The 23,991-nt window shown below is 39.9% G+C and carries 20 protein-coding genes; 14 read left to right on the forward strand and 6 right to left on the reverse strand.

From position 1 onward, the window contains the following. Positions 1–287 precede the first annotated feature (287 nt). The 6 genes from clpB to FTU34_RS08180 all read left to right on the forward strand — a co-directional run bounded on the left by clpB (position 288) and on the right by FTU34_RS08180 (position 8,734). Positions 288–2,867: an ATP-dependent chaperone ClpB gene (gene clpB, locus FTU34_RS08155; RefSeq protein ID WP_180035308.1), complete on the forward strand. Its 2,580-nt coding sequence runs from the start codon at positions 288–290 to the stop codon at positions 2,865–2,867. Positions 2,868–3,092: 225 nt separating this feature from the next. Then, entirely contained in the window at positions 3,093–3,929 is an 837-nt protein-coding gene (locus FTU34_RS08160) for a hypothetical protein (RefSeq protein WP_306669816.1), read from the forward strand. Next, positions 3,929–5,479, forward strand: coding sequence for a GH3 auxin-responsive promoter family protein (locus FTU34_RS08165; protein WP_180035306.1), 1,551 nt, complete (start codon positions 3,929–3,931; stop codon positions 5,477–5,479). The genes FTU34_RS08160 and FTU34_RS08165 overlap by 1 nt, the downstream gene beginning before the upstream one ends. 1 nt (position 5,480) lies before the next feature. Beyond that, entirely contained in the window at positions 5,481–6,647 is a 1,167-nt protein-coding gene (locus FTU34_RS08170; RefSeq protein WP_180035305.1) for a GNAT family N-acetyltransferase, read from the forward strand. Between the two features lie 128 nt (positions 6,648–6,775). Next, entirely contained in the window at positions 6,776–8,077 is a 1,302-nt protein-coding gene (locus FTU34_RS08175; protein WP_180035304.1) for a DUF945 family protein, read from the forward strand. 189 nt (positions 8,078–8,266) lie between these two features. Beyond that, a complete protein-coding gene (locus tag FTU34_RS08180) occupies positions 8,267–8,734 on the forward strand; it encodes a hypothetical protein (protein WP_180035303.1) in 468 nt (155 codons plus the stop codon). 41 nt (positions 8,735–8,775) lie between these two features. Here the strand turns inward: FTU34_RS08180 and rlmKL are convergent, their stop codons facing one another. Then, entirely contained in the window at positions 8,776–10,980 is a 2,205-nt protein-coding gene (rlmKL, locus tag FTU34_RS08185; RefSeq protein ID WP_180035302.1) for a bifunctional 23S rRNA (guanine(2069)-N(7))-methyltransferase RlmK/23S rRNA (guanine(2445)-N(2))-methyltransferase RlmL, read from the reverse strand. A gap of 221 nt (positions 10,981–11,201) precedes the next feature. Here rlmKL and FTU34_RS08190 point away from each other — a divergent pair, with 221 nt between their 5' ends. From FTU34_RS08190 to FTU34_RS08210, 5 genes are all read left to right on the forward strand, one after another. Then, positions 11,202–11,558 carry a hypothetical protein gene (locus FTU34_RS08190; RefSeq protein ID WP_180035301.1) on the forward strand — a complete coding sequence of 119 codons (357 nt, stop codon included), beginning with the start codon at positions 11,202–11,204 and terminating at the stop codon, positions 11,556–11,558. Positions 11,559–11,927: 369 nt separating this feature from the next. Further along, positions 11,928–12,944 (forward strand): aspartate carbamoyltransferase catalytic subunit, encoded by a 1,017-nt coding sequence (locus tag FTU34_RS08195; RefSeq protein WP_180035300.1) that lies wholly within the window; start codon positions 11,928–11,930, stop codon positions 12,942–12,944. Positions 12,945–12,953: 9 nt separating this feature from the next. Further along, entirely contained in the window at positions 12,954–14,189 is a 1,236-nt protein-coding gene (locus tag FTU34_RS08200; protein ID WP_180035299.1) for a dihydroorotase, read from the forward strand. Between the two features lie 221 nt (positions 14,190–14,410). Beyond that, positions 14,411–15,886, forward strand: a complete 1,476-nt coding sequence (locus FTU34_RS08205; protein ID WP_180035298.1) for an OmpA family protein — start codon at positions 14,411–14,413, stop codon at positions 15,884–15,886. Positions 15,887–16,007: 121 nt separating this feature from the next. Next, positions 16,008–17,036 carry a DUF1311 domain-containing protein gene (locus FTU34_RS08210; protein ID WP_180035297.1) on the forward strand — a complete coding sequence of 343 codons (1,029 nt, stop codon included), beginning with the start codon at positions 16,008–16,010 and terminating at the stop codon, positions 17,034–17,036. A 49-nt stretch (positions 17,037–17,085) separates the two neighbouring features. Here the strand turns inward: FTU34_RS08210 and FTU34_RS08215 are convergent, their stop codons facing one another. Together FTU34_RS08215 and FTU34_RS08220 are read right to left on the reverse strand one after the other, a co-directional pair. Continuing rightward, complete coding sequence (locus tag FTU34_RS08215; protein ID WP_078188616.1) at positions 17,086–17,532, reverse strand: universal stress protein; 447 nt, start codon at positions 17,530–17,532, stop codon at positions 17,086–17,088. A 141-nt stretch (positions 17,533–17,673) separates the two neighbouring features. Continuing rightward, complete coding sequence (locus tag FTU34_RS08220) at positions 17,674–18,117, reverse strand: universal stress protein (RefSeq protein ID WP_078191806.1); 444 nt, start codon at positions 18,115–18,117, stop codon at positions 17,674–17,676. Between the two features lie 311 nt (positions 18,118–18,428). Here FTU34_RS08220 and FTU34_RS08225 point away from each other — a divergent pair, with 311 nt between their 5' ends. From FTU34_RS08225 to FTU34_RS08235, 3 genes are all read left to right on the forward strand, one after another. Then, positions 18,429–19,436 carry an alpha/beta hydrolase gene (locus tag FTU34_RS08225; protein ID WP_078191805.1) on the forward strand — a complete coding sequence of 336 codons (1,008 nt, stop codon included), beginning with the start codon at positions 18,429–18,431 and terminating at the stop codon, positions 19,434–19,436. Between the two features lie 81 nt (positions 19,437–19,517). Next, complete coding sequence (locus tag FTU34_RS08230) at positions 19,518–19,862, forward strand: SMR family transporter (protein ID WP_078188613.1); 345 nt, start codon at positions 19,518–19,520, stop codon at positions 19,860–19,862. 1 nt (position 19,863) lies between these two features. Further along, a complete protein-coding gene (locus tag FTU34_RS08235; RefSeq protein ID WP_180035296.1) occupies positions 19,864–20,424 on the forward strand; it encodes a TetR/AcrR family transcriptional regulator in 561 nt (186 codons plus the stop codon). 344 nt (positions 20,425–20,768) lie between these two features. Here the strand turns inward: FTU34_RS08235 and FTU34_RS08240 are convergent, their stop codons facing one another. The 3 genes from FTU34_RS08240 to tal all read right to left on the reverse strand — a co-directional run bounded on the left by FTU34_RS08240 (position 20,769) and on the right by tal (position 23,907). Beyond that, positions 20,769–21,938, reverse strand: coding sequence for a benzoate/H(+) symporter BenE family transporter (locus FTU34_RS08240; RefSeq protein ID WP_180035295.1), 1,170 nt, complete (start codon positions 21,936–21,938; stop codon positions 20,769–20,771). A gap of 255 nt (positions 21,939–22,193) precedes the next feature. Next, positions 22,194–22,844 carry a leucine efflux protein LeuE gene (leuE, locus tag FTU34_RS08245; RefSeq protein ID WP_180035294.1) on the reverse strand — a complete coding sequence of 217 codons (651 nt, stop codon included), beginning with the start codon at positions 22,842–22,844 and terminating at the stop codon, positions 22,194–22,196. 73 nt (positions 22,845–22,917) lie between these two features. Continuing rightward, on the reverse strand, positions 22,918–23,907 hold the full coding sequence (gene tal / locus FTU34_RS08250; protein WP_180035293.1) for a transaldolase: 990 nt from the start codon (positions 23,905–23,907) through the stop codon (positions 22,918–22,920). Positions 23,908–23,991 lie beyond the last annotated feature (84 nt).

Here is a 23,991-nt window from a genome sequence, read left to right on the forward strand (position 1 = left end):
TGTATTATTTAAGCAAATGGAAAATCATTGAATTTTATTCTCAGAAAGTCAGTTGAGTTGACAAGAAAATTGCCTAAAAATACATATGTATTTAAACAATATAATAAAGTACTAAATTCTTCAATAAATGACTTGAAAAGTATTCTATTTATACCAATATTATAATTGAGATTTATCTATATCTTAAAATTAACTCATTGAAAAATATTTAAAAAATGTATTTGAAATTTTAAATATGACTCCCATATATGCTTCAAGTACAGAATTTGTTGTGAGGAATAACAAGAATGCGATTTGAAAAATTCACAAACCGTTTGCAGCAAGCATTATCCGATGCCCAATCTTTAGCAATGGGGAAAGACCATACAGCCATTGAAGGAATCCATATTCTTTCGACATTGCTTGAAGAGCCGTCGAACCAAAACTTGTTACAACAGGCAGGTGCTAATCTTCCTGAGTTAAAAACCAAGCTTCAGCAAGCCCTACAGGATACCGCCACCATTGCTACGCCGACAGGGGACATCAACCTAAATCCTGAAGCAGTCAAGGCGCTGAATTTAGCTGACAGTTTTGCTCAAAAAGCTGGAGATGAGTTTCTTTCTACAGATTGGGTGATTCTCGGTTTAGCTGAAACGGGTAAAACCAAAACCTTATTAAATAGTGTAGGCGTAACGACAGATAAATTACGCAAAGCGATTGAACAAATACGAGGCGGTGAACAAGTCATGAGTAATAACCACGAAGATCAACGTGATTCACTCAACAAATATACCTTAGACCTCAATGCACGTGCATTAGAAGGTAAGCTAGATCCGGTTATTGGTCGTGACGAAGAGATTCGCCGTACCATTCAGGTATTATCACGTCGTAGCAAAAACAACCCGGTATTGATTGGTGAGCCTGGTGTGGGTAAAACAGCAATCGTTGAGGGCTTAGCACAGCGTATCGTCAATGGCGAAGTTCCTGAAAGTCTGAAAGGTAAACGTGTACTTTCACTTGACTTAGGTTCATTGCTTGCAGGTGCAAAATACCGTGGTGAATTTGAAGAACGTCTTAAAGCAGTTCTAAAAGATTTAGCCAAATATGATGGCGAGATTATTCTTTTCATTGACGAATTACATACGCTTGTTGGCGCAGGTAAAGGCGATGGTGCAATGGATGCTGGTAACATGCTTAAACCTGCATTAGCGCGTGGTGAGCTACGCTGTGTAGGTGCGACAACACTTGATGAATATCGTCAATATATCGAAAAAGATGCGGCTCTAGAACGTCGTTTCCAAAAAGTGATCGTTGATGAACCGAGTGTGGAAGACACCATTGCGATTTTACGTGGTCTAAAAGACAAATATGCAACCCATCATGGTGTGCAAATTTTAGACTCTGCGATCATTGCTGCGGCAAAAATGTCGCATCGTTACATCACAGACCGTCAGTTGCCAGACAAAGCCATTGATTTGATTGATGAAGCTGCATCACGTATCAAAATGGAAATTGACTCAAAACCTGAGCCATTAGACCGTTTAGATCGTCGCCTAATTCAATTGAAAATGCAGTTAGAAGCAGTGAAAAAAGATGCAGATTCAGTCTCTAAAGCTGAAGTTGAGCACCTAGAGAAACAAATTGCTGAAGTTCAAAAAGAATATAGTGATTTGGAGGAAGTGTGGATTGCGGAAAAACGTTTGGTTGACGGCACGAATCAAGCTCAAATCGAGTTAGATAAAGCGCGTACTGCCTTTGAAAAAGCACAACGTGAAGGTGATTTAGCAGAAGCTAGCCGCTTGCAATATGGTGTTATTCCTGAGTTGCAAAAACGCTTGAATGAAGAAGAAGTTGCCGAGGTGAACGAAGAGCCAAAACTGATTCGTACCAAAGTCACTGAAAATGAAATCGCTGAAGTGGTAAGTGCGGCTACAGGTATTCCTGTTGCGAAAATGCTGCAAGGTGAACGTGAAAAACTCTTACACATGGAGGAGTTTTTACATAACCGTGTAGTTGGTCAAGATGAAGCTGTCGTAGCAGTGTCGAATGCGGTGCGTCGTTCTCGTGCAGGATTATCCGATCCAAACCGCCCAAGTGGTTCATTCTTATTCCTTGGGCCTACAGGTGTAGGTAAAACTGAGTTAACCAAAGCTTTAGGTAATTTCTTATTTGACAGTGATGATGCGATTATTCGTATCGACATGTCAGAGTTTATGGAAAAGCATTCGGTGAGCCGTTTAGTGGGTGCACCTCCGGGCTATGTAGGTTATGAAGAAGGCGGTGTATTAACCGAGGCTGTTCGTCGTAAACCTTATAGTGTAGTGTTGTTTGATGAGGTTGAAAAAGCTCATCCAGACGTGTTTAACATCTTGCTTCAAGTGTTGGATGATGGTCGATTAACAGACTCACAAGGCCGTGTGATTGATTTCAAAAACACCGTGATCGTGATGACCTCGAACTTAGGTTCAACCGATGTTCGTGAATTAGGTGAAAACCCGTCGAAAGACGAAGTTCGCGCTGTGGTTATGGCTGCGGTATCTGAACATTTCCGACCTGAATTTGTGAACCGTATTGATGAGTTGGTGGTTTTCCACTCTTTACAAAAAGCGCAAATTCGTGGCATTGCGGATATTCAGTTGGATCGCTTACGTTCTCGTTTGGCAGATAAAGATATGAGTTTGGCGGTTGAAGATAGTGCCTTTGAATTACTTATCGATGCTGGTTTTGACCCTGTGTATGGCGCACGTCCTCTGAAACGTGCTATCCAACAACAAGTTGAAAATACATTGGCACAGAAAATCTTATCAGGTGCTTTCCAACCGGGCGATACGATTGTCGTTCAAGCGGAAGGAGACCACCTAACTTTTGAAAAGTTAAAACTCAACTAAAAAGCACAAATCTGCTACATCCAGTTGTAAAAACAGAAACCCGGTTTAGGCCGGGTTTTTTAATTTTACGCTTGTCGTAATTTTCGTTTAAATACGTAAAGTTCATTGCATTTCATCATTTTCACCCACTAATATGACGTCCGCACACATCCAACGAGATGACTGTGTTCTGTAAAACAAAAACAATATCGCTCGTTCATCATGAATGAATGGCAACAGGGAATTATGATTATGATGGAATTTAAACTGCTTAGGCAGATCAAAAAAGAACCTTATAGTTTATATAAACGTAAAGATGATATCACTGTTCAAGAACTCAAACGCATGTATGGTATTTACCAAAAATATTATGCCAATACCCGTTATGAAATTTTTGAACACGACTTCTTAGAAAAAACCGGTGTTTTTTTCATTATTGAACCGAAAAATAATCAAATTGTCGGATTCTCGACGGTTATGGAGCGTGACTTTATTGTTGATGGTAAAGCCCGACATGCTTTTTTCAGTGGTGATACCATTATTGAGAAAGAGTATTGGGGGAATCGTGCATTAACTCGAGCAATGTTCCGTTATATTACTAGTTTTAAATTTCGTCATCCAAGAACCCCTGTATATTGGATTTTAATCTCTAAAGGCTTTAAAACTTATCTGCTCTTAGCCAATAACTACTACAGCTACTATCCACATTATGGTGAGAAAAATGCCCATCTCAAAGACTTTGTCGAATCGTACTGTAAAGAATATTTCTCAGAATACTATAACCATGAAACAGGTCTTCTGAATTTTGGCGAAGACTACCAGCCACTCAAAGCAGATGTTGCGCCAATCACCCATGAGATGCGCGAAAACAATACCAAGATTGCTTTTTTTGAAGATAAGAACCCAACGTGGGTCGATGGAACTGAACTACCGTGCATTGGTGAATTACGTTGGAGCGATTTATACCGTTATGTAAATCGATTCTTAACCAAGACCACCAGTGTGAGTAAACATGAAAGCAAGTTACGTTATAAGTCTCGTACATTGCATATTGCGACAGGTTCAGACTCGAAGGTGGCCTAATGGGATTGCTTCTCACCACTGCACATCAAGTTTTGAATATTGCCTGCCGTAAAGCATTTCAACGCTATACACAGCAGGCAAATCAGCTGGAAAATGTGCAACGTAAAAAATTAAGCCATTTTTTAAAGCAGCACATTTCGCAAAATCTAAGCTATGAGCAATTTTCCAAAAAATATCCGCTTTCGCGTTATAGTAATTGGAAAAGCCTAATTGAACAATCCAGACAAAGTGGCAAAAATTGTTTGGGGCCTGAAAAAATTGTCCGTTTTCAACCCACCAGTGGGTCGAGCGAAGCAATTAAATTCATTCCCTATACTCAGGCTTTTTTAGATGAATTGGATGAAGCTATTGGGTTATGGCTCACCAATTTATATCGCACTCATCCACAACTGAAAAATTCAACGCATTATTGGTCGGTTTCATGGTTGCCTGAAAGCCAGCGAAAGCTTTTAGAAAATAGTAATTTGAATGATGACAGTGCGCTGCTTAATCTGTCGAAGCGAGTGTTGAGTAAAATTACCCAGTCGGTACCGACTGAAATTGCGATGGCGAATTCAGCCGAAGATGCCATGTTTGCAACCGCAGTGTATCTCGTTGCAGATAAGCATTTAGGCATGATTTCGGTATGGAGTCCTACATTTGCTTTGCAATTGTTGGATATCATTCAAGAACATCAAGCTGAAATTGTGCAGGTCTTGAAAACTGGACAATGGCAACGTGAGGAATTGAGTTTTCTGCAAGTTCCTAAATCTTGTCAACAATGCTATCGCTTACAAGACTTGGATTTGACCCAAGCAACGGCGTGGAAAAAACTGTGGCCTAAACTCAGTCTGGTTTCGAGTTGGGATACAGCGAGCGCAGAGCAGTGGGCAGTACAACTCCAGCAACGAATTGCAGGTGTGGCATTTGAAGGTAAAGGTTTATGGGCAACTGAAGGCGTAGTGACGATTCCATTTGCAAATCGTTTTACCTTAAGTTATCAGTCACATTTTTATGAATTTATTTTGCAAGACAGCCAAAAAGTGGTGCCATCGTGGCAACTGAAAAAAGGTGATATTGTTAGTCCTGTGATCACGACAGGTTCAGGATTAATTCGTTATGTGATTGATGATGAATTAGAAGTCACCGACTTTTATCAGCAAGTGCCATGCTTCAAATTTTTAGGTCGCAAAATGACGGTAGATTTGGTCGGAGAAAAGCTTGACCACAATGCTGCAGTTAAAGTGCTTGCAGAGTTTAAACAAGCGGATTATTTGCCGATTAGTATCTTGGGTATTGAACAATGTTCGGTTAAAAAACCACACTATATTTTACTCAGTGAAGGTAATGTAGACAAAAAACCCTCCGCTCAAGCACTAGACCGTTTGCTTAAACATAATTTTCATTATGAATTGGCACGAGATCTAGGGCAGTTGGATGAACCTGAAGTTGTACATGTACAAGATGCTTGGGACTACTACAAAACACTAGCCATGAACAATGGCATGATTGAAGGGAATATTAAGCCTGAGCCGCTTAAGAAAATGAAAACAAAAATAATTGAGTATTGAGATGGATATCGATGTGTTAGATGCACCGTTCGATGAAACGGTGCTATATCATTCAAAGAATGAGACTAAGTTTGCGGTTCGAAAGGCGACTGTCGAAGATGATGAGCAACTAATGAAAATTAGTGCTGAGACTGTGCCCAGTAATGGCATTACCTTATCTTATGAACGTCACCCGAGTTATTTGGCTGCTAGCCATGCACAGTATAATCGACCAGATTTAAAAGTGGTTGTCCCTGTGGATGATCCATCTATTGTGATTGCGATGATGAATTTGGGATGGCGTTATTGTTATATCAATGGTCAGCCTGACCTAATGCGTTATGTTGCCGATTTAAGAATGAATCCAGCTTATCGTGGTGCTAAAGTCATGCGCTTATTAATGGACTATGTCCACGATGAAATTCCGCAAGATACGATTTTTGAAAGTGTAGTTTTAAACGCTAATACTGTTGCTGCTAGTATTTTACATCATGAAAGATCAGGTTTTCCATTGCCATATTTTTATGACGAAATCCGAACCTATACTGTTTCACAGGCAGTGAAACCAAAAACTTTCAATCAATATCAATTTAAAACGCTGACTGCTGAAAGTGTAGATGAAGCAAATGATTTCATTTTAAAAATGAAAGACCATTATAATTTTTTACCTAGCTATGATTTTAATGCGTTGGTTGATGGTCAAAATCCATTTTGGGCAGGCTTAAATCTGGACGATTTTTATTTGATTTATGATCAGCACAATCAGTTGGTTGGACTCTACGGATTATGGAATCAAAAGAGTTTTAAACAAACCCGCGTAATCGACTATTCACGTCCATTAAAGTTGATGAAGCCTTTTTATAATGCCTACGCGAGTGTGCGTGGTGTATTATCACTGCCAAAAATTCAGGGAACTTTCGATTATTTAATGCTGCATAGTCCACTATGTCATCCTGAACATCTAGATGTATTTGCAAGTTTGATTTTTCATGCCAAGCAACAGACCAAGCGACGTGGCAAAGAAACCTATTGCATCACTCTGGCAGAGAAGGACCCGCGTATAGGATGGATGAAAAATACCACCTTTCACGTGTTAAAAGCCAAGCATTATTTTCATAGTTTTAAAGGCAATCCATATGCCGCATTTGATCGTAAACGTATAAGTTATTTTGAAGCTGGGCGTATATAGTTGAAGTGATAGCCATCAAAAAATCAATTAAAACTGTCAAATCAATCATTTAATATCATTTTAATTGTGTACTTATGTAACTGAGTTCTTCAGTATACTGCGCAAAGAATAATCAGAATGAGAAAGACATGTCAAAATTGATGTGGGGAATTGGCAGTTTAGCGGTGCTTTCAGCAGCTGTGGTGGGAGGGAATTTATATGCAGATAAATCTCTTGCCCAATTTTATACACAGAATAATTGGTCAGCAGCTGTACAAGATGTTGATGTGAAGTACAGCAATTATCAAATGGGCTTGATGGGCGGAACGGTCGATTGGGTATTAACGCTGAAAACAGACCCGTGTAAACCCAAAGAAGTGATCGTATTGAAGGGTAACGATCAGATTCAACGTGGGTTGAAAGGTTATAACATCAACTCGAACTTTAAGATTGTTCAACAACAAAGTACGTCCGAATATGCCAAGCTTTTTGGTACGGACTTAACGGCAAAAACTTTGGTCAATTGGATTGGTCAAAGTAAAACAGATCTACAGATTCCTGCATTTAAAACGACTGCACAAGGTGCAACGGTACAAGCTGATGCCAGCCAATTGCAAATTCGGATCAGTAGTCTACCGGGGCAAGCCACTAAGGTATCTGAGCTTTCAATCCATTTACCTGTGGTTCGGTTGAGTGAAGGTCCAATGCAAACCATGGTGCAAAATTTTTCGATGAAGACCAATCAAGGTTTAAATCAGAAAAATCTCGAAAATGGTTTTGTTGAAATCCAAGCGGCTTCTATCAAACGTTTAGATCAAAAGTTCTCAGGCGGCATGCGTGGTATGCAATTGCGTTGGGAGACCGAACTAAATAAACATGATGTGGACTTTGAAGGCTACTTAAAAGCTGATGAGATGGATTTCCCAGGTTCACCGGTCACTAAAGATTTCGCACTGAATTTGGCATTGCATAAAGTTAATCTAGATAAAGTTCGTGCATTTAGTGAACTTTTGCATCAGGTGGAAAATTCATGCGATGCAGTGGGTGAATCAAGTGAAGAAATGACTCAAGCTTTCTTAGCTATCGCAAGCCAAGGTTTTGATTTTGAGTCTAAAGATAACACGATCAGTATTGGTGGAGGTAAAGCCTCTGCAAATGTCGTGGGGAAAGTCATGCCGGGTCACCATGCCTCAATGGAGTCTTTTATTAAAATGGTGCCGAGCTTACTAGATTTTCAAGCAGACTTAAGTTTTGATAAAAATATGATGACTGCAATCATGAATAACTTTTTGCAATTACAAGGCAAAAGTTTGTCAGGACAGGAAGCCGAAGCCATGTTTGCTGGTTTTGAAACATCAGGGCAAGGCAAGCGCGATGGCGATAACATGGTCATGAGTATGCAATATAAGTTCGGTCAAAAGCTTTTTGGTCAGGCTATACAAAAGAAATAAGCAACCAGTAGTGAGTAGTTAAGTTTAAAAAATATAAAACCGTCATAAATTGGCAGTTTTATATTTTTGGCTGCAGAATTATGATGTTCACTTTATCGGAACACAGCGGCCTAGCCATTGTTGAACAGTTGAAAAGTTGCTAGCGTCAATGGGCAACTAGCCAATCAAAACAACAATAGGAAAGACACCATGTCACACGATTATTTTTTTAGACGGAAACTTGTTCATTCATCCATGCCTAAATGTTCTTGGGTAAAACACAGTCTTGTTAGTAGCATTTTTTTAATCGCTGTTCAGTCTATAGCTTTTGCGGGGACGTCAATTTCAGATCAACGCTTGTCGAATGAAACGCAAGGGAAAAAACAGTTTAGTGAAGAAACCTTAGATATTATTGAGAGTGAGGCAACTAAACCCAAAGAAGAGCAGCAGAAAAATTCAAATCATAAATCTAATCGTAATAATAAGATCATTCAGGAGACCCAGCTTGAAGGCTCAACCATGAGTGATTATTTGCTTCAAAAGAAAAGGGCAGCGGATCAGGTCGGGTTAATTCAATCTCCAGAAGTCGCACCGATTAACCGTATTGTGCTGCAAGAGCGACACGAAAATATTCGAGTAACGTATCCAGATGGCGTCGTGGTTGAAATGAAGCACTGACGTGCCTCATTTCATAGATCAGGAATTGCTAAAGTTAAACCTTAGATTTGTGGATGGGTGATTTTCCATGCACGGTGAATTTTGGTGTTACGTTTAAAGTCTAGACCAATGGTTTCATTGCTGATTTCTTCAACATCAAACATTGCCATGATCACATCGTCCATCTCAAAACCACGGTAGTTGTTTGAGAAGTAAAGCGTACCGTCAGTGGTTAAACGGTTCATGGCACGTTTAAGCAAAGACATATGGTCGCGCTGGACATCAAACGTACCATAGAACTTTTTAGAGTTTGAGAATGTTGGTGGGTCAATAAAGATCAGATCATATTGCTCGTGACCTTCTTTTAACCATTCAAAACAGTCGCTAGAGAAGAACTGATGTTGTTCATCTGCATGATCTACAGTCAAACCATTTAGTACAAAGTTCTCTTTAGACCAATTTAGGTAGGTATTTGACAAATCGACACTGGTCGTACTTGCTGCACCGCCAAGCGCTGCATGTAAGCTTGCTGTAGAGGTATAGCTGTATAAGTTCAGGAAGTGTTTACCTTTGGCTTCTTTGGCAATACGTAGACGCATTTGACGATGGTCAAGGAACAAACCTGTATCGAGGTAGTCTGTTAGGTTCACCAAAATCTTAGCTTTGCCTTCTTGAACGATAAAACGTTTAGACGCAGTACTTTGTTTGGTGTACTGATTTTTACCTTCTTGGCGCGCACGTGTTTTAATGAAAATCGCATCACGACCTAAGCCTGTCACTGCACGAATCGCTTGAAGTGCTAAGTTAAAGCGTTTTTTGGCTTTTTCAGGGTCAATTTTTTTCGGTGGTGCGTATTCTTGTACGTGTAAACGATCACCATACAAATCTATAGCGACATTAAAGTCTGGCAAATCGGCATCATATAAACGTAGGCAGAAAATATTTTCTTTGACTGCCCATTTTTTAAGATTCTGCATGTTTTTTTGCAGACGGTTAGTAAAGTCTTCTGCACCTTCAATTTTTTCAAATTGTTGAGGTTCCCAATGCTCGAGGAAAGGCTTTTGAATTGCCGCAGGTTTGACTGTACCAAAACGGACGTAAATTGGGAGTTTACCATTCATCAAACGCAAAATTTGCGGATCATTAAAGGCAAGGACATCGGCCTGTTCAACTTGTGCTGCAATAATCGCAGCAGGCTGATTTGGGAAGTTCTTTTGTAATAATGCCGATAGACCTAAATACAGTGCGCGGTTAGAGGCTTTATCACCTAAACGCTCGCCGTATGGAGGATTAGTGACAACAAAGCTTTTCTTACCTGTTGCTTGGAATTCTGGCCAGTCTGCAAGTGTACGTTCTTCAATTTTAATTTGATCAAGTACAGATTCGAAACCTGCAGCAATAATATTTTGTTTGGTCGCTTTTACCGCTTCCCAGTCTGCATCAAATGCATAGAATTGTGGGAGAGGATTTTCAAGTGCAGCTTTATGACGTTCAGCCGCTTCGCCTTTAATTGACATCCAAAGTTCATGGTCATGACCATTCCAACCATTAAAACCAAAACGACGAACAAGGCCTGGCGCGCGGTCAGTCAAAATCATTAATGATTCAATGATAAATGTCCCTGAACCACACATTGGGTCCAAAATAATATCGGGTTGATGCTGTTTAAGTTTTGCTTTCTGTAAGATGGCAGCAGCTAGATTTTCTTTAATCGGCGCATCTGTCATGTAGCGACGGTAGCCGCGTTTATGCAGAGAATCACCTGATAAATCTAAGCAATAAGTATGTTCAGTTTTGCCAGCTAATACATACAACGTAATTTCAGGTTGCTTAATGTCAATGCTTGGACGTTTGCCCACAGCTTCCATAAAGGAATCGACCACACCATCTTTGACACGTAAAGTTGCGAACTGAGAATTGACTTTAATGTCACGTTCGATGTGTAAACGCACGGCAAATGTACTTTGTGGTGCAAAAATAAGTGACCAATCAAAGTTTATTGCACCTTCATAGAGCTCTTCAGCCACATCACGTGCATCATGCGTGAACTCTAATTCATGTGTATGAATCGGGGTGAGTACACGTGAAGCCAAACGTGACCACATGCAAATACGGTATGCATCTTCAAGTGTGCCTTTGAATACAAGACGACCCGGGAACTGTTCAATATTTTGAACACCTAAACCTTCAATTTCCTCGCGGAGTAAGGTTTCCAGTCCATCTGCACAGGTAACCCAATATGTAGAAAGACGCGGTTTCGAATTCATGTAAATTTCCAAAGGCAAAAAAGCAATCGCATATTTTAACGTATTTTCGTGGATTTGGGCGGACGATATTGCGCTGAAACTGGAGAAATATCGGTAGATTTGAATGACTTTACCAAATTTATTCTGCGTACATTGTGAGAAATATCACTTAATGGTACAAAAATTGCTATAACCCTGATCAAAATTCGATCTTTATAATATTGATATCATTAGGGGTATTTATGACAGGGCTGGCAATCAATAGTCAATCAAACGCATTTTCAATCGCCACTTTAATTTACGCGCGTTTACGTCGTGTGTCAGGTCGGGTTATTGACGCATTATATGTGGTTGAGAATGTCGAATATGCACGCTTTGTTTCTAACTTGGCTTTGGAAACGGCTGATCCTGAATTATCTCGTTTAGTTGCACGTTTATATAGTGAGTTGAATTTGCATGAGGTTGCAGTTTCAGCACCAGAAGAATCAATAGTTAGCTTAGTTCAATCTGAAACAGCAGAAATTTTAATGAGCGAACCGACTGCGGAAGATATCTATAAAGCACAGGTTGCACATCGTTATATCGGCGCATTGCGTTAATTCAATCCTGCTGTGAGCAGTAGGTATATTTTTCTTGCTGCGCACAGCCTGATGTATAAACCAACTTCCTTATTTCAAGAGTTGTTGAACTGCGCAGAAGGCGGCTGTTTATAGCTGAACTTTATCTGTTTGAAAGTATTCAATTCAATCAAAAATAAGGACAGATAGAAGTCCTGTTTGAAGGCTTTTTGAAAGGGGAAAGGTGAAGTTTAATTTAAAACGTTTAATTTATCTAATTGAAATGATAGATAGGAATTTGAAAATTCATTTTGAATAACATCATGCGTTTGCATTGAACGTTGAAAACTTCAACTGCCATTTGCCAAGATTCTCTGTATAATGCGTTAACTTAACGATAAGGAATCTCTCATGCACTTGGCGGCATTGCATACACCGAGCCAGATTCAACTCAACCAAGATGGTAACTTAAAACATTTCCTCACCATCGAAGGCCTTTCTAAAGAAACTCTCACAAAAATATTGGACACTGCACAGTCCTTTTTTAATGACCAAAATCAGCTGATTACCAACAACCTTTTAGAAGGTCGTACGGTAATGAACCTGTTTTTTGAAAATTCAACACGTACCCGTACCACTTTTGAAGCGGCAGCAAAACGTCTGTCCGCAAACGTATTGAACATTGATATTGCACGTTCAAGTACATCAAAAGGCGAGACACTGCGTGATACCTTGTGGAATTTAGAAGCGATGGCGACCGACATTTTTGTGGTTCGTCATTCATCGTCAGGCGCGCCGCACTTTATTGCCAAAGATGTTTGTCCGCATGTGGCTATCATCAATGCAGGCGATGGTCGTCATGCGCATCCTACGCAAGCCATGTTGGATATGTTGACGATTCGCCGTGAAACCAAAAAGAATTTTGAAGACATTTCCATTGCCATTATTGGCGATATTAAGCATTCGCGTGTTGCCCGTTCAGATGTCGCTGCATTGCAAACATTGGGCTGTAAAGATATTCGTGTCATTGCGCCAAATACTTTGCTGCCTTACGGTTTTGATGATTATGGCGAAGACATTCGTCTGTTCAACAATATGGAAGACGGCATTCAAGACTGCGATGTGATTATTACTTTACGTATTCAAAACGAACGTATTGATTCTCCTGCGCTGTCATCTCAAGCCGAATTCTACAAAATGTATGGTTTGAATAAAGAGCGTCTGGCTTTGGCTAAACCTGACTGCATCGTGATGCATCCGGGACCAATGAACCGTGGTGTTGAAATTGACTCAAGTATTGCCGATGGCACTCAGTCAGTGATTTTACATCAGGTGACCAATGGTATTGCGGTGCGTATGGCGGTACTGGCTTTGGCAATGCAAGGTCAGTTGCAAGAAAAAGGTTTAATTGAAGCGATTGCGGTTTAAGGGATAGTCATGAGTATTGTTAAAGTTGAAAATGTACGTGTCTTAGATCCAATCAATCAAACTGACAGCGTACAGACAGTTTATATTGAAAATGGCCGATTGGTTGCCGAAAGCAATGCCGCTGAAACCATTGATGGTCAAGGCAAATGGCTGATGCCAAGTATGGTTGACCTTTGCGCGCGTTTACGAGAGCCGGGTCAGCAGCAGCACGGCACTTTAAAGTCAGAAGGTAAGGCTGCGCGTGCGAATGGTATTTTGCATGTGTTTACCCCGCCTGACTCTAAACCGATTGTGCAAGACAATGGTGCATTGATTCATGGCCTGGTGGAAAAAGCCATGCTGGACGGCGGTATTTATCTGCAGGTGATTGGCGCGCAAACTCAAGGCTTGTTAGGCAAGCAGCCTGCGAATATGGCAGGTTTGAAAAAAGGCGGCTGTACAGCAGTATCAAATGCCAATGCGCCATTTATGGACGATGATGTGGTGATTCGTACCTTAGAATATGCTGCGGGTCTGAACATGACCGTTGTGTTCTATGCCGAAGAACCGCAGATTGCCAAAGATGGCTGTGTGCATGAAGGCTTTGTCGCATCTCGTCAAGGTTTACCGATGATCCCTGCATTAGCAGAAACCGTAGCCATTGCAAAATATTTACTGATGATTGAAGCCACTAAAGTGCGTGCGCATTTTGGTCTGTTGTCATCAGGTGCATCTGTTGAATTGATTAAACATGCCAAAGCGAAAGGCTTGCCGGTGACTTGCGATGTAGCCATGCACCAATTGCATTTAACTGATCAGTTGATCGACGGCTTTAATTCACTTGCGCATGTGCGTCCGCCGCTGCGTTCTGAGCAAGATAGAGACTTGCTCCGCCAAGCGGTAAAAGACGGTGTGATTGACGCGATTTGTACGCATCATGAGCCACTGAGCAGCTCTGCGAAAATGGCGCCATTTGCTGAAACACAGCCAGGTTTTACCGCATTTGATACTTATGTGCCTTTTGGTATTCAACTGATTCAAGAAGGCCTATTAAGCCCACTGGAATGGGTTGAAAAAGTCACACTCGCACCTGCTAAAGTAGCCAATATGCAACAACGTTGGGCAGATGAAGCGGGTTGGGTGCTTGTTGATCCTGAACTTGAGTGGACCATTAATAAAGACACGATTGTGTCAAATGGTAAGAACACACCATTAATTCAGCACACCGTTAAAGGTAAAGTGCTTCAAGCTTTTTATGCCGTTTAAGCTGAAGCTCAACATGGAAAATGTTGAGTCCTAGCATTTTAATTTGATATCTAAAAGTCAGCTTCGGCTGGCTTTTTTTATGAGGATTGAAATTAATAGATTGAAAATAGAAAAGAAATTAACGCGCTGACAAGTCCGAACAAATTATTACATTTGATCAAAAAATAAGCATATAAACTAAAGTACACATGAAAATAATGACAACCGCATGGAGTACAAATATGAATATAGACTTATTAGCGCTGATTAACCAGCACGTCTCCTCGATTGTGCTGGACGGTGATACACAACACTTAACTGAAAAAAATTCAGCCATTAGCCAGTTTATTCCATTCCTGTTAAATATTTTTCGATCCAAACCTGAATTTATTGATACCTTTCAAAAACAGTTAAACCCTCGTATTAGTGATATATTTTCAGCAAATCCCACATTAAAAGATCAATTTTTGCAACATCTCGGTGGCGGTACGGCCCCAACGTCAGAAATAGAGCAAACCTTAAACCACTCTATAGCTCCAACTTTAGGGGCACTTGAAAATGAAGCGGGTTCATCTGATCCCGTCGCAATCACGCATTTACTTGATAATCATGCAGATAGCATTTTGGCGGCACTACCACAATGGGCAGTGCCTTTACTCGCAGGTTTAGGGGTAAACACTGCAGCTGGCCGTACGTTACACCAAGCGCCTGTTGTTGAACCAACACCTGTTATCGTTGAAGAAAAACGCTCGAATTGGTTATTGCCAATTATTGCGCTGCTTATATTACTGGGTCTGATCGCATTTTGGTTTAAGTCTTGTACTAATAAAGAAGAACCAACCACCTCTGCAACAACGGTTGCACAGCCTGCTGCATCTCAGCCAGCACATTTGCAATTTAGCACTGGTGCGGATGGGCAGTTAACCAACTGTCAAATTCAAACAGGTGATTCAAATTATCTTGAAATTTTGCAGCAACAAGTCAAACAAATCTTTAACTTTAATACGGGCTGTGGTGCTTCATCTGATGCCAGTTACCATACGCAATTTATTGATCAAGATACCATTCCAACGGTACTTCAAAAACTTAAAGGTGTGCCAAATACCACTTTAACCTGGACTGAAAATCAGTTATCGATTTTGTCGCAAAATCCTGCGGATGCTCAAAACCTTGCCAATCAAATTAAGCCTTTAGCAAAAAATATGACGGTATTGGTTCAAGAAGGTGTGAGTGAACAAACTGCAGTAGATAACAGTATTACTGATGCACAAAAAGCATTAGCGAGTATTAACCCTGAACAAGTTCGTGCGCTAGATGTTGCGACTGCGCTGAACTTACAAATTATTAATTTTGCGACAGGTTCATCTGATATTCCTGACGTAAATAAATCAATTTTAGATCAGGCGGCAGCATTGTTGCAGCGCGCTACAGAAGTACATCTGACTGTACAAGGTCATACCGACGCTGTGGGTAATGCGGAAGCGAATAAAGCTTTATCGCAAGAGCGTGCACAAGCTGTGGTGGATTATTTGGTGTCGAAAGGCGTTGATCCTGCACAGCTTCAAGCGGTGGGTTATGGTCAAGAAAAACCGGTAGCAGAAAACAGCACCAAAGAAGGTCAATTCAAAAACCGTCGTATTGAGTTTGAAGTTTTAAATACTGAGAATGGCAAAGTACGAGATGTTACCAGTGAAGGCGTGACTGAAAAGACCAATTAAAACCGTACTAAATGAGATGATATATAAAAAATCCCTGCACATGCGGGGATTTTTCTCGTCAAAGCGCTGTAATTTTGATTAAAATACGCCCGAAGAATAAAATCATAATGGTACTTATACAATGAAAAAAATAGTCATCACGAGCCTCATGTTGTCTGCGGCATTGATATCCGGCTGTGATAATTTTAAAAATAAAAAAGATACTGAAGCCAAAACGGAAGCACCTGCTTTGGAAGATTGGAGTTGTACAGCACAAGCCAATATTGACCAATTGCAAGATCATTTAAAAAAAGAATATCTCAAAGAATTAAACAAAGAAATACGTCAGTCCGATTATGAAGCCGATCAGCAACTTATAGATCTGATTGTAAAAAATCTAAAATTTAACATTCAAAATGTCACGACTTTAACTGAAGACCCTAATAAAGCCAAAACATTGGAATGTAGCAGTCAATTGTTGGTGGTTTTCCCGAAAGGATTACAAAAGCGTGCTGAAAATGCCTTTGCTGAACGACCATGTGACGAAGGCTGTGAAGAACGTGGTAATTATACTTTGAATGATTCACTCGAAGATGGTGAGTCAGGCTTAAGCATGGACAATGATCAGCTTAAAGGGAACTTTAGCTATAGCATCACTAAAACGGACAAAGATGGTTTAAGTTTAAGTGTCCCAAGTCAAAATGACGTAATTGATAGCGTTGTAACAGTGACACGTCATGCTGTGCTATATGCGGCATATAGTGCTCAAAATAAGCGAAACGAAGAATCCTATCAGCAAGGGATGGAGAGTCAATCTCAACAAATGAGCCTTGCACAAAAGGCAATGGATATTCGAAAAAAAGAGCTAGATCAGGATAATGCCAAAGTGGTGGATCGTCTCAATCAGACTTGGGATCGTTTTAGTGATGAACAAAAGGCGCAGTTACAGCAAGATCAAGCAGACTGGTTTGAAAAGCGTGATATCGACTGTAAAGTGCTTGCACAAAAAAGTGTTTATTCATTAAATGAAAGTGAAAAAGAGACTTATCAAAAGCATTCGCAATACTGGGATGATGCGATGAATACGCAAAATCAAGAGTTGCAATATACCAAATGTTTTAATCAGAAAACTACAGAACGAATTGTGTATTTAAATAACGTGTTTAATTGATCTAAAAGAAGAAAAGCCCTCAATTGAGGGCTTTTCTTTGAATCTTAGTTTATTGCTTGATGATCAAAACAGGAATTGGGCACTGCGTTAAAATATTTTGTGCCACGCTGCCTAGCATGGCTTTTTTCAAACCTGTGCGTCCATGTGAACCCATGATGATTAAATCCGCAGAGATTTCATCAGCCACTTGTAAAATCCCTTCAGTTGGCGATACACCATGAATCAAACGTGTTTTAACTTCGATACCATCACGTACAAAGGTTTGTTTGATATCTTCTAAACGCAGCTGAGCACTTTTTTCAGCCTGCATAAAATATTCAGTGATTGCAGGTGCAACAGCATAGAAATCGACACCAACGAATGGATCAACAGCAACAACACTAACAATGGTCACTTGTGCATTTTGACTTTTAGCCAAGCTGAGGGCATGTTCAACAGCAGAATATGAAATTGGAGATTCATCCACAGGGACTAAAATTTGTTGGTATTGACTCATATCTGCTTCCTTAATATTTTAAATGTTATCAATCTAATCTTGCTCTATTCACGATATTGTATGAATTAGACAAAAGGGTAAGCCTATGGGTGAAGGGTGTGCTGAATACAAAAAAGCCCACATGATGTGGGCTTAGTCATCTTAAGCTTTTACAACCAACACAGGTAATTCAGTATTACTGAGTACATCTTGTGCGAAGCTGCCGAGTAGCATTTTCTTAAAGCCTTTACGACCATGTGAACCCATCACAATCAAATCGGCTTTGACTTCATTGGCTGCTTCTACCACACCTTCAGCAGAAACTTGGCCTTTAATGATTTTACTTTGTGCTTCTACACCCACTTCAGTTGTAATTTGCACAGCTTCTTTCAATGCGGATTCTGCATTTGCATAAGCTTGTACGAAATATTCTTTCATGATTGATGAAGAATAATAAAAGTCTGCATCGGTAAATGGGTCTTCAGCAACAAGGCTGATTAAAGTGAGTTGGCTGTTAAACGCCTTGGCAATAATTGCAGCTTTTTTTACTGCAGAAAACGAGATTTCTGAACCATCGACAGGTACTAAAATGTTTTGATATGACATGGAACAATCTCCTGTAATTTTGCTTTTAAACCCTATAGATTATTGATAACACATTGTCGTGCATGGTTCAATTTATTAATCTAAAAAATATTGTAAATTCATAAAATTACATAAATTAATGTCGATAAGTCGTCAAATAAATCTGAGCGGAAAACTCGGACTTTGCTCAAAAAATATTAAAATAAAATCGACTAATTTTCTCGGATTTTGAGCCTAAATGATCAATTTGAACTTTATAAAAATAAGCCTAAACTATATACAGTTTTAAATCTAAGATTTATAACAAAATTGATGCGATTGGATAGTTTGATATGTCATATAAAGTAGGGTTGGTTGTACTCAGCATGTGTTCAGTGTTGCATTTGTCTGGTTGTCAAAACACGCAAAGCAGTACCAAAGTGATTGCAGGCGCATTTAACTTATCGACACAAGTTCAAAAGACCTTCATCAACCTACATGCACCTGACAATGTTATTGTGCAGTCAAATATTCAATATCTACAAAATCCAAATTTAAACTTGGATATCTATCAACCTGAAACAAGTATGGCGATTGCACCAAGACCAACGATTGTTTGGATCCACGGGGGCGGTTGGGTCTCTGGCTCAAAAGAACATGCAGGTGGATATTTTAAACGACTCGCAGCCCAAGGCTATAATGTAGTTTCTGTTCAATATCAGTTTGCACCTGAAGCCATTTATCCTGCACAGCTCAACCAAATTGATGCTGCATTGATGTTTTTAAATCTACATGCAGCACAATATGGCATTGATTCGCAAAATATGTATTTGGCAGGGGATTCTGCAGGTGCAAATATGGCCAGTCATTATGCCGCCTTGGTTACGAATCCAGATTTTGCGAAAGCGTCAAAGATTCAACCTGTATTAAAGCCTTCACAGCTTAAAGGGCTGATTTTACATTGTGGTATTTATGATTTAAACAGCTTTGTAAATACTGCACCCGCAGAGATTGGACTGATCGAGTGGGGCGTCTATAACTTAGTTCAGGCGTATACCGGAGACAAAAAAGATGATGCCGAGTTTTTAACGCGTATTTCAACGGCCTCAAATATTAATTCAAAATATCCGCCTGTATTTATCAGCGGTGGCAATAAAGATTTTTTAACCAAAACGCAATCTGAGCCTTTTGTAGAAAAATTGCTGGCAAATAATGTATCTGTGACAGCGGTTTTTTATCCAGATTCGAAAGAATTTTTGGTACATGAATATCAATTTATGATGAGTAAAAAGGCCAGTCAGCAGACCTTTGATCGCACTTTAGAATTTTTGCAACAACACACACAGACCGTCAAAAATTAAAAACAGACTTAAAAGGCTTGCAGAATAATCTCTAACTCAATAACATACCTACCAGTTGGTATGTTTATTTTGGAATAATTAATGAATTCGGTCACTTTAGCTTATGGCTTACTGTCATTGGCGATTATCTCAGAAGTAATTGGTTCGACATTTTTGGTGAAGTCAGAAGGGTTTACCAAACTTGCGCCTTCATTGGCTGTCGCAGTTTTATTCTGTTTGGCATTTTATTTATTGTCTCAGGTGATTAAAGTCATACCACTTGGTATTGCTTATGCCATTTGGGCGGGTGTTGGTATTGTTTTAACTGCACTAATTGGCTACTTTATCTTTCGTCAAAGTTTAGACCTCCCAGCCATGTTAGGGATAGGCCTGATTGTTTCAGGTGTGGTCGTGATCAACCTGTTTTCAACTTCAGCTGGACATTAATATGGATAATCCGCATCAGCGCAAGAAAGAGCCTCAACTGATACGCCAAAGTATTTTGCAGCACGCAATCCTTCTTGCTGCTGATAAAGGTGTCAACGGGGTGTCGATTCAAGCCGTTGCGGATTTAGTTGGGGTTACAAAAGGTGGTGTATTTCATCATTTTTCAAATAAGCAAAAGCTCTTAGAGTCCATGATTGTGATGCTTTTGGCTCAATTAGACGAGGTCGTTGACCGATTAATTGACGAAGACCCTGAGCCATACGGTTGTTTTACCCGAGCTTATATTGAAATTACTTTAGAAAAACAAATCATGGGTTTGCAACAGTCTTGGTCCGCGATTTCGATGACCATGCTGACAGATAAAACTTTTAATGAATATTGGATCGAATGGATGAACTCACGTTTAGAGCGTCATCATCAGACAGATTCGGATATAGAGCTGAAAATTGTTCGTTATGCAGCCGATGGTATTTGGCTCACCGCTTTTACAGAAGTGGAAGATGAAAGTGAAACCCAATTATTAAAACAAGAACTGATCGCCCGAACGTATCGAGCGAAATAGATTAAATAACTGATTTTACATACGTAAAAGTAATTACGCATTTTTAAAATGATTTTTAAGTCTATTCGACAGAGTCTTACATCTAGGGATTGAATAAAGGGATTAGTCTTCGGCTGGAGGTACTCTTGAAAACGTTGTTTCTCATTCGGCAAAATGAGAAGCGTGCTTCGTAAGGAAACCATCTTGCGGAGCATTGCTCCTCACCGCAAAACTTGTTCACTAGTGTCTAATTATTCAAAGTACCGCAAAAACATTTTTGATTAGAAATAGTCCTATCTCAAACACATGCGGATGACGTTACCGCGTATCATTCTTTATTTGAAGCAAATTATTTAACTGAGGGCTTAATTTCTTTTATATTTGAAAATAGCATGCACGACTAAACCAAAGACCAAACCCCAAAATGCAGAGCCAATACCAAAAAACTGTACGCCCGATGCACTAAACAAGAAGGTGAGTAGAGCGGCGTCACGTTCACTCGCTTCTTGGAAAGCAATGACGATGTTGTGTCCAATGGTGCCTAGTAGGGCAATGCCTGCTAAAGCGGTAATAAACACCAATGGGAAAGCGGTTAAGAAACTCACCAAAGTGGCTGCAAACAGGCCCATCAAAATATAAAAGAAGCCACAGGTCATACCTGCGATATAGCGCTTTTTCTCATCGGGGTGGGCTTGGTCATCTAGACTGATTGCCGCACTAATCGCAGCAATATTGACACTAAAACATCCAAATGGCGCGAGTAGCGTTTGGGCTGTCCCAGTCCAACCGATCAGTTGATTGACGTGGGGTTGATAGCCATAATTTTTAATCATGGCTAAACCCGGTAAATACTGAGAGGCCATATTGATTACAAAGAGTGGTAGCGCTAAACCCAGTATTGCTGAGATCGAAAATTCAGGTGTGACCCAAACTGGCTGTGCGAGTTCTAAATTAAGCGCCGGTAATTGAAAGCCAAGTAACAATGGACAAAGCATAATGCCAATGATCACCGTAATGACAATGCTATAACGTGGTAACAGTCGTTTACTGATGACATAAGCCGCGAGTAAACCCAGAACGAATGCCCATTCATTTTGTAAACTGACAAATAATTCAATACCGAATTTTAGAAGTACGCCCGCCAACATTGCACTGGTTAGACTTTGCGGGATATAGCGCAGTATTTTTTCAAAAATACCTAAAAATCCGAGTACTGCTGTCAATAGGCCACAGACCAAGAAAGCACCTAGGGCGGCATTCATGCTGTAACCATTTGCAGTCGCTAAAATCAGTGCCAGTCCTGCAGTGGACCATGAAGTCGCAACGGGATATTTAAATTTCCAAGACAGAATCAGCCCGCTTAAGCCGATACCCAAACCTAGAGCCCAAAACCAAGAGGTGATTTCTGCAGTGTTGGCACCGAGCAGTTGTGCAGATTGGATCACCAAAACAGCCGAGACACTGATCCCGACTAAGAACGTAATAAAACCTGCAAAAGCAGCTGGAATGGAAAAGTCTTGGAGTAGTTTTTGCATACTGATCGAGCTATGACTATTGTTGGCGCAGATTTAAGATGACATTTTTCAGGATGATACGCTCAAGTCCTGTACAGTAAAAGTGCTCATCGAGATATTATGGAAATACTTTATTTATTCACAAACGACACTTTAACAAACAGCACTTTAATAGAACGAATCGACAACCCACATTGTGGATGTTTAAACCATTCATAACATTAAAGGGATTTAGTTTTTCTAAGTAAAAAAACAGAAATACTTTGCCCATGTCGGTTACATGGTAGATGTCGCAAGCTTTAGACCAAATCCACAAAATAGAAGACCAACAGCTGCGACACAGCATGCCGTAAATTTATAGCGATGGCCAAAATAGGTAGCCAGTTTTGCACCCGAAAAGATCAAAATCGTTAAATAGCTCATACTGATAATTTGCAATACGATCGCGAGTACAGTAAATGTAATCGCAGGATATGGATATGCAGGATCAACGAATTGCACAAAGAACGATAAGTAAAAAAGAATGGCTTTAGGGTTTAAAATACTGATGGTTAATGCAGTCTTAAACGGTTTCAATTCATTCAAACTCAGTTGTTTGGTGTCGAGTTGTTCTGGTGTTTGAACGGCATTCCATGTTTGGTAGGCAGCTTTGAAAAGTTTGATACCTAAATAACTTAAATACAGCGCACCCACAATTTTTAATAATAAAAATAACCAAGGGAAGGCATGAAGTAAGGATGCAGCCCCCAGAGCGGTGAGTAAGATTAAGATCAAATCGCCAGTATAGACACCAAAAGCGCCTAAATAGCCGACCTTAATGCCATAGCGAGAAGCAACAGACATGACATAAAGTGAATTTGGCCCGGGTAAAATCACAATTAATATCGTACCAATAATAAAGGTCGTTAAGTCTGTGATTCCAAACACTGAAGACACTCAAATAAAAAACCGAAGCTGTAGTATACAACTTCGGTTCTAGATGAAACTGAAAATTTCTAATTTATGCTTTTATTTCAGCATCTAAGCCAAAAGTTTGACGCAGTAAGCTACTCAGCTGCTCACGGGCTTTAATAAAACCATCAATACCGCCTTGTAATAGTTGGAAAGACATTAAGTCTTTTTCAACTTCAGCTTTGAAAGTTTGCTTGTCGAGCACTTGTACATCGTGTTGACAGTGTGCATGCGCATGATGATTAGACAATTGCACTTCCACGGTACGCTGATCTTTTTCCAGTTCTGCCAATAAATTCGGTGAAACTGTCAATAAATCACAACCTGCTAAACCAAGCACTTGATCAATACTACGGAAGCTAGCACCCATAATTTCAGTTTTGATGTCATGTTGTTTGTAGTAGTGGTAAATCTGCTTCACTGATAACACGCCCGGATCTTTCTCAATCGGGTAGCTATCCACATTTTCAGCTTTTTTGTACCAATCTAAAATACGACCAACAAATGGCGAAATCAGCGTGACTTGAGCATCTGCACAGGCTTGAGCTTGATGCAAACCAAACAACAGAGTCAGATTACAGTGAATGCCTTCAGCTTCAAGGGCTTTAGCGGCTTGAATGCCTTCCCACGTTGAGGCAATTTTAATTAAGATACGGTTTTGATCGATACCATACTGTGCATATAAAGCCAATAGCTCTTTAGCTTTTGCAATGGTGGCATCAGTATCATAGGACAAGGCTGCATCGACTTCTGTAGATACACGTCCTTCGATCAATTTTAAAATTTCTACACCAAATTTGACCGTAAGGATATCGATAGTGCGCTCAACCAGTTCATCGTTTTGATAACCTTCTTTACTCGCTTGTTCAAAAGCACTTTCAATCAGTTCTTTATTTTCAGGTTGATTTGCCGCTGCTGTAATTAAAGATGGATTTGTAGTCGCATCCAATGGACGGAATGTATTAATCGCAGCTAAATCACTGCTGTCAGCAACAATCGTTGTTAGGCTTTTTAATTGGTTTAACGCATTTTGAGTCATTTGAAATCTAGTTCTTAATGTTCTTGGTGTACATACTTTTATAACACAATCTGTTTAGAACCCAACCTAAAACCGCCCAATTAG

The organism is Acinetobacter sp. YH12094 (assembly GCF_013419295.1).
GTDB classification, from domain to species: Bacteria; Pseudomonadota; Gammaproteobacteria; order Pseudomonadales; family Moraxellaceae; genus Acinetobacter; species Acinetobacter amyesii.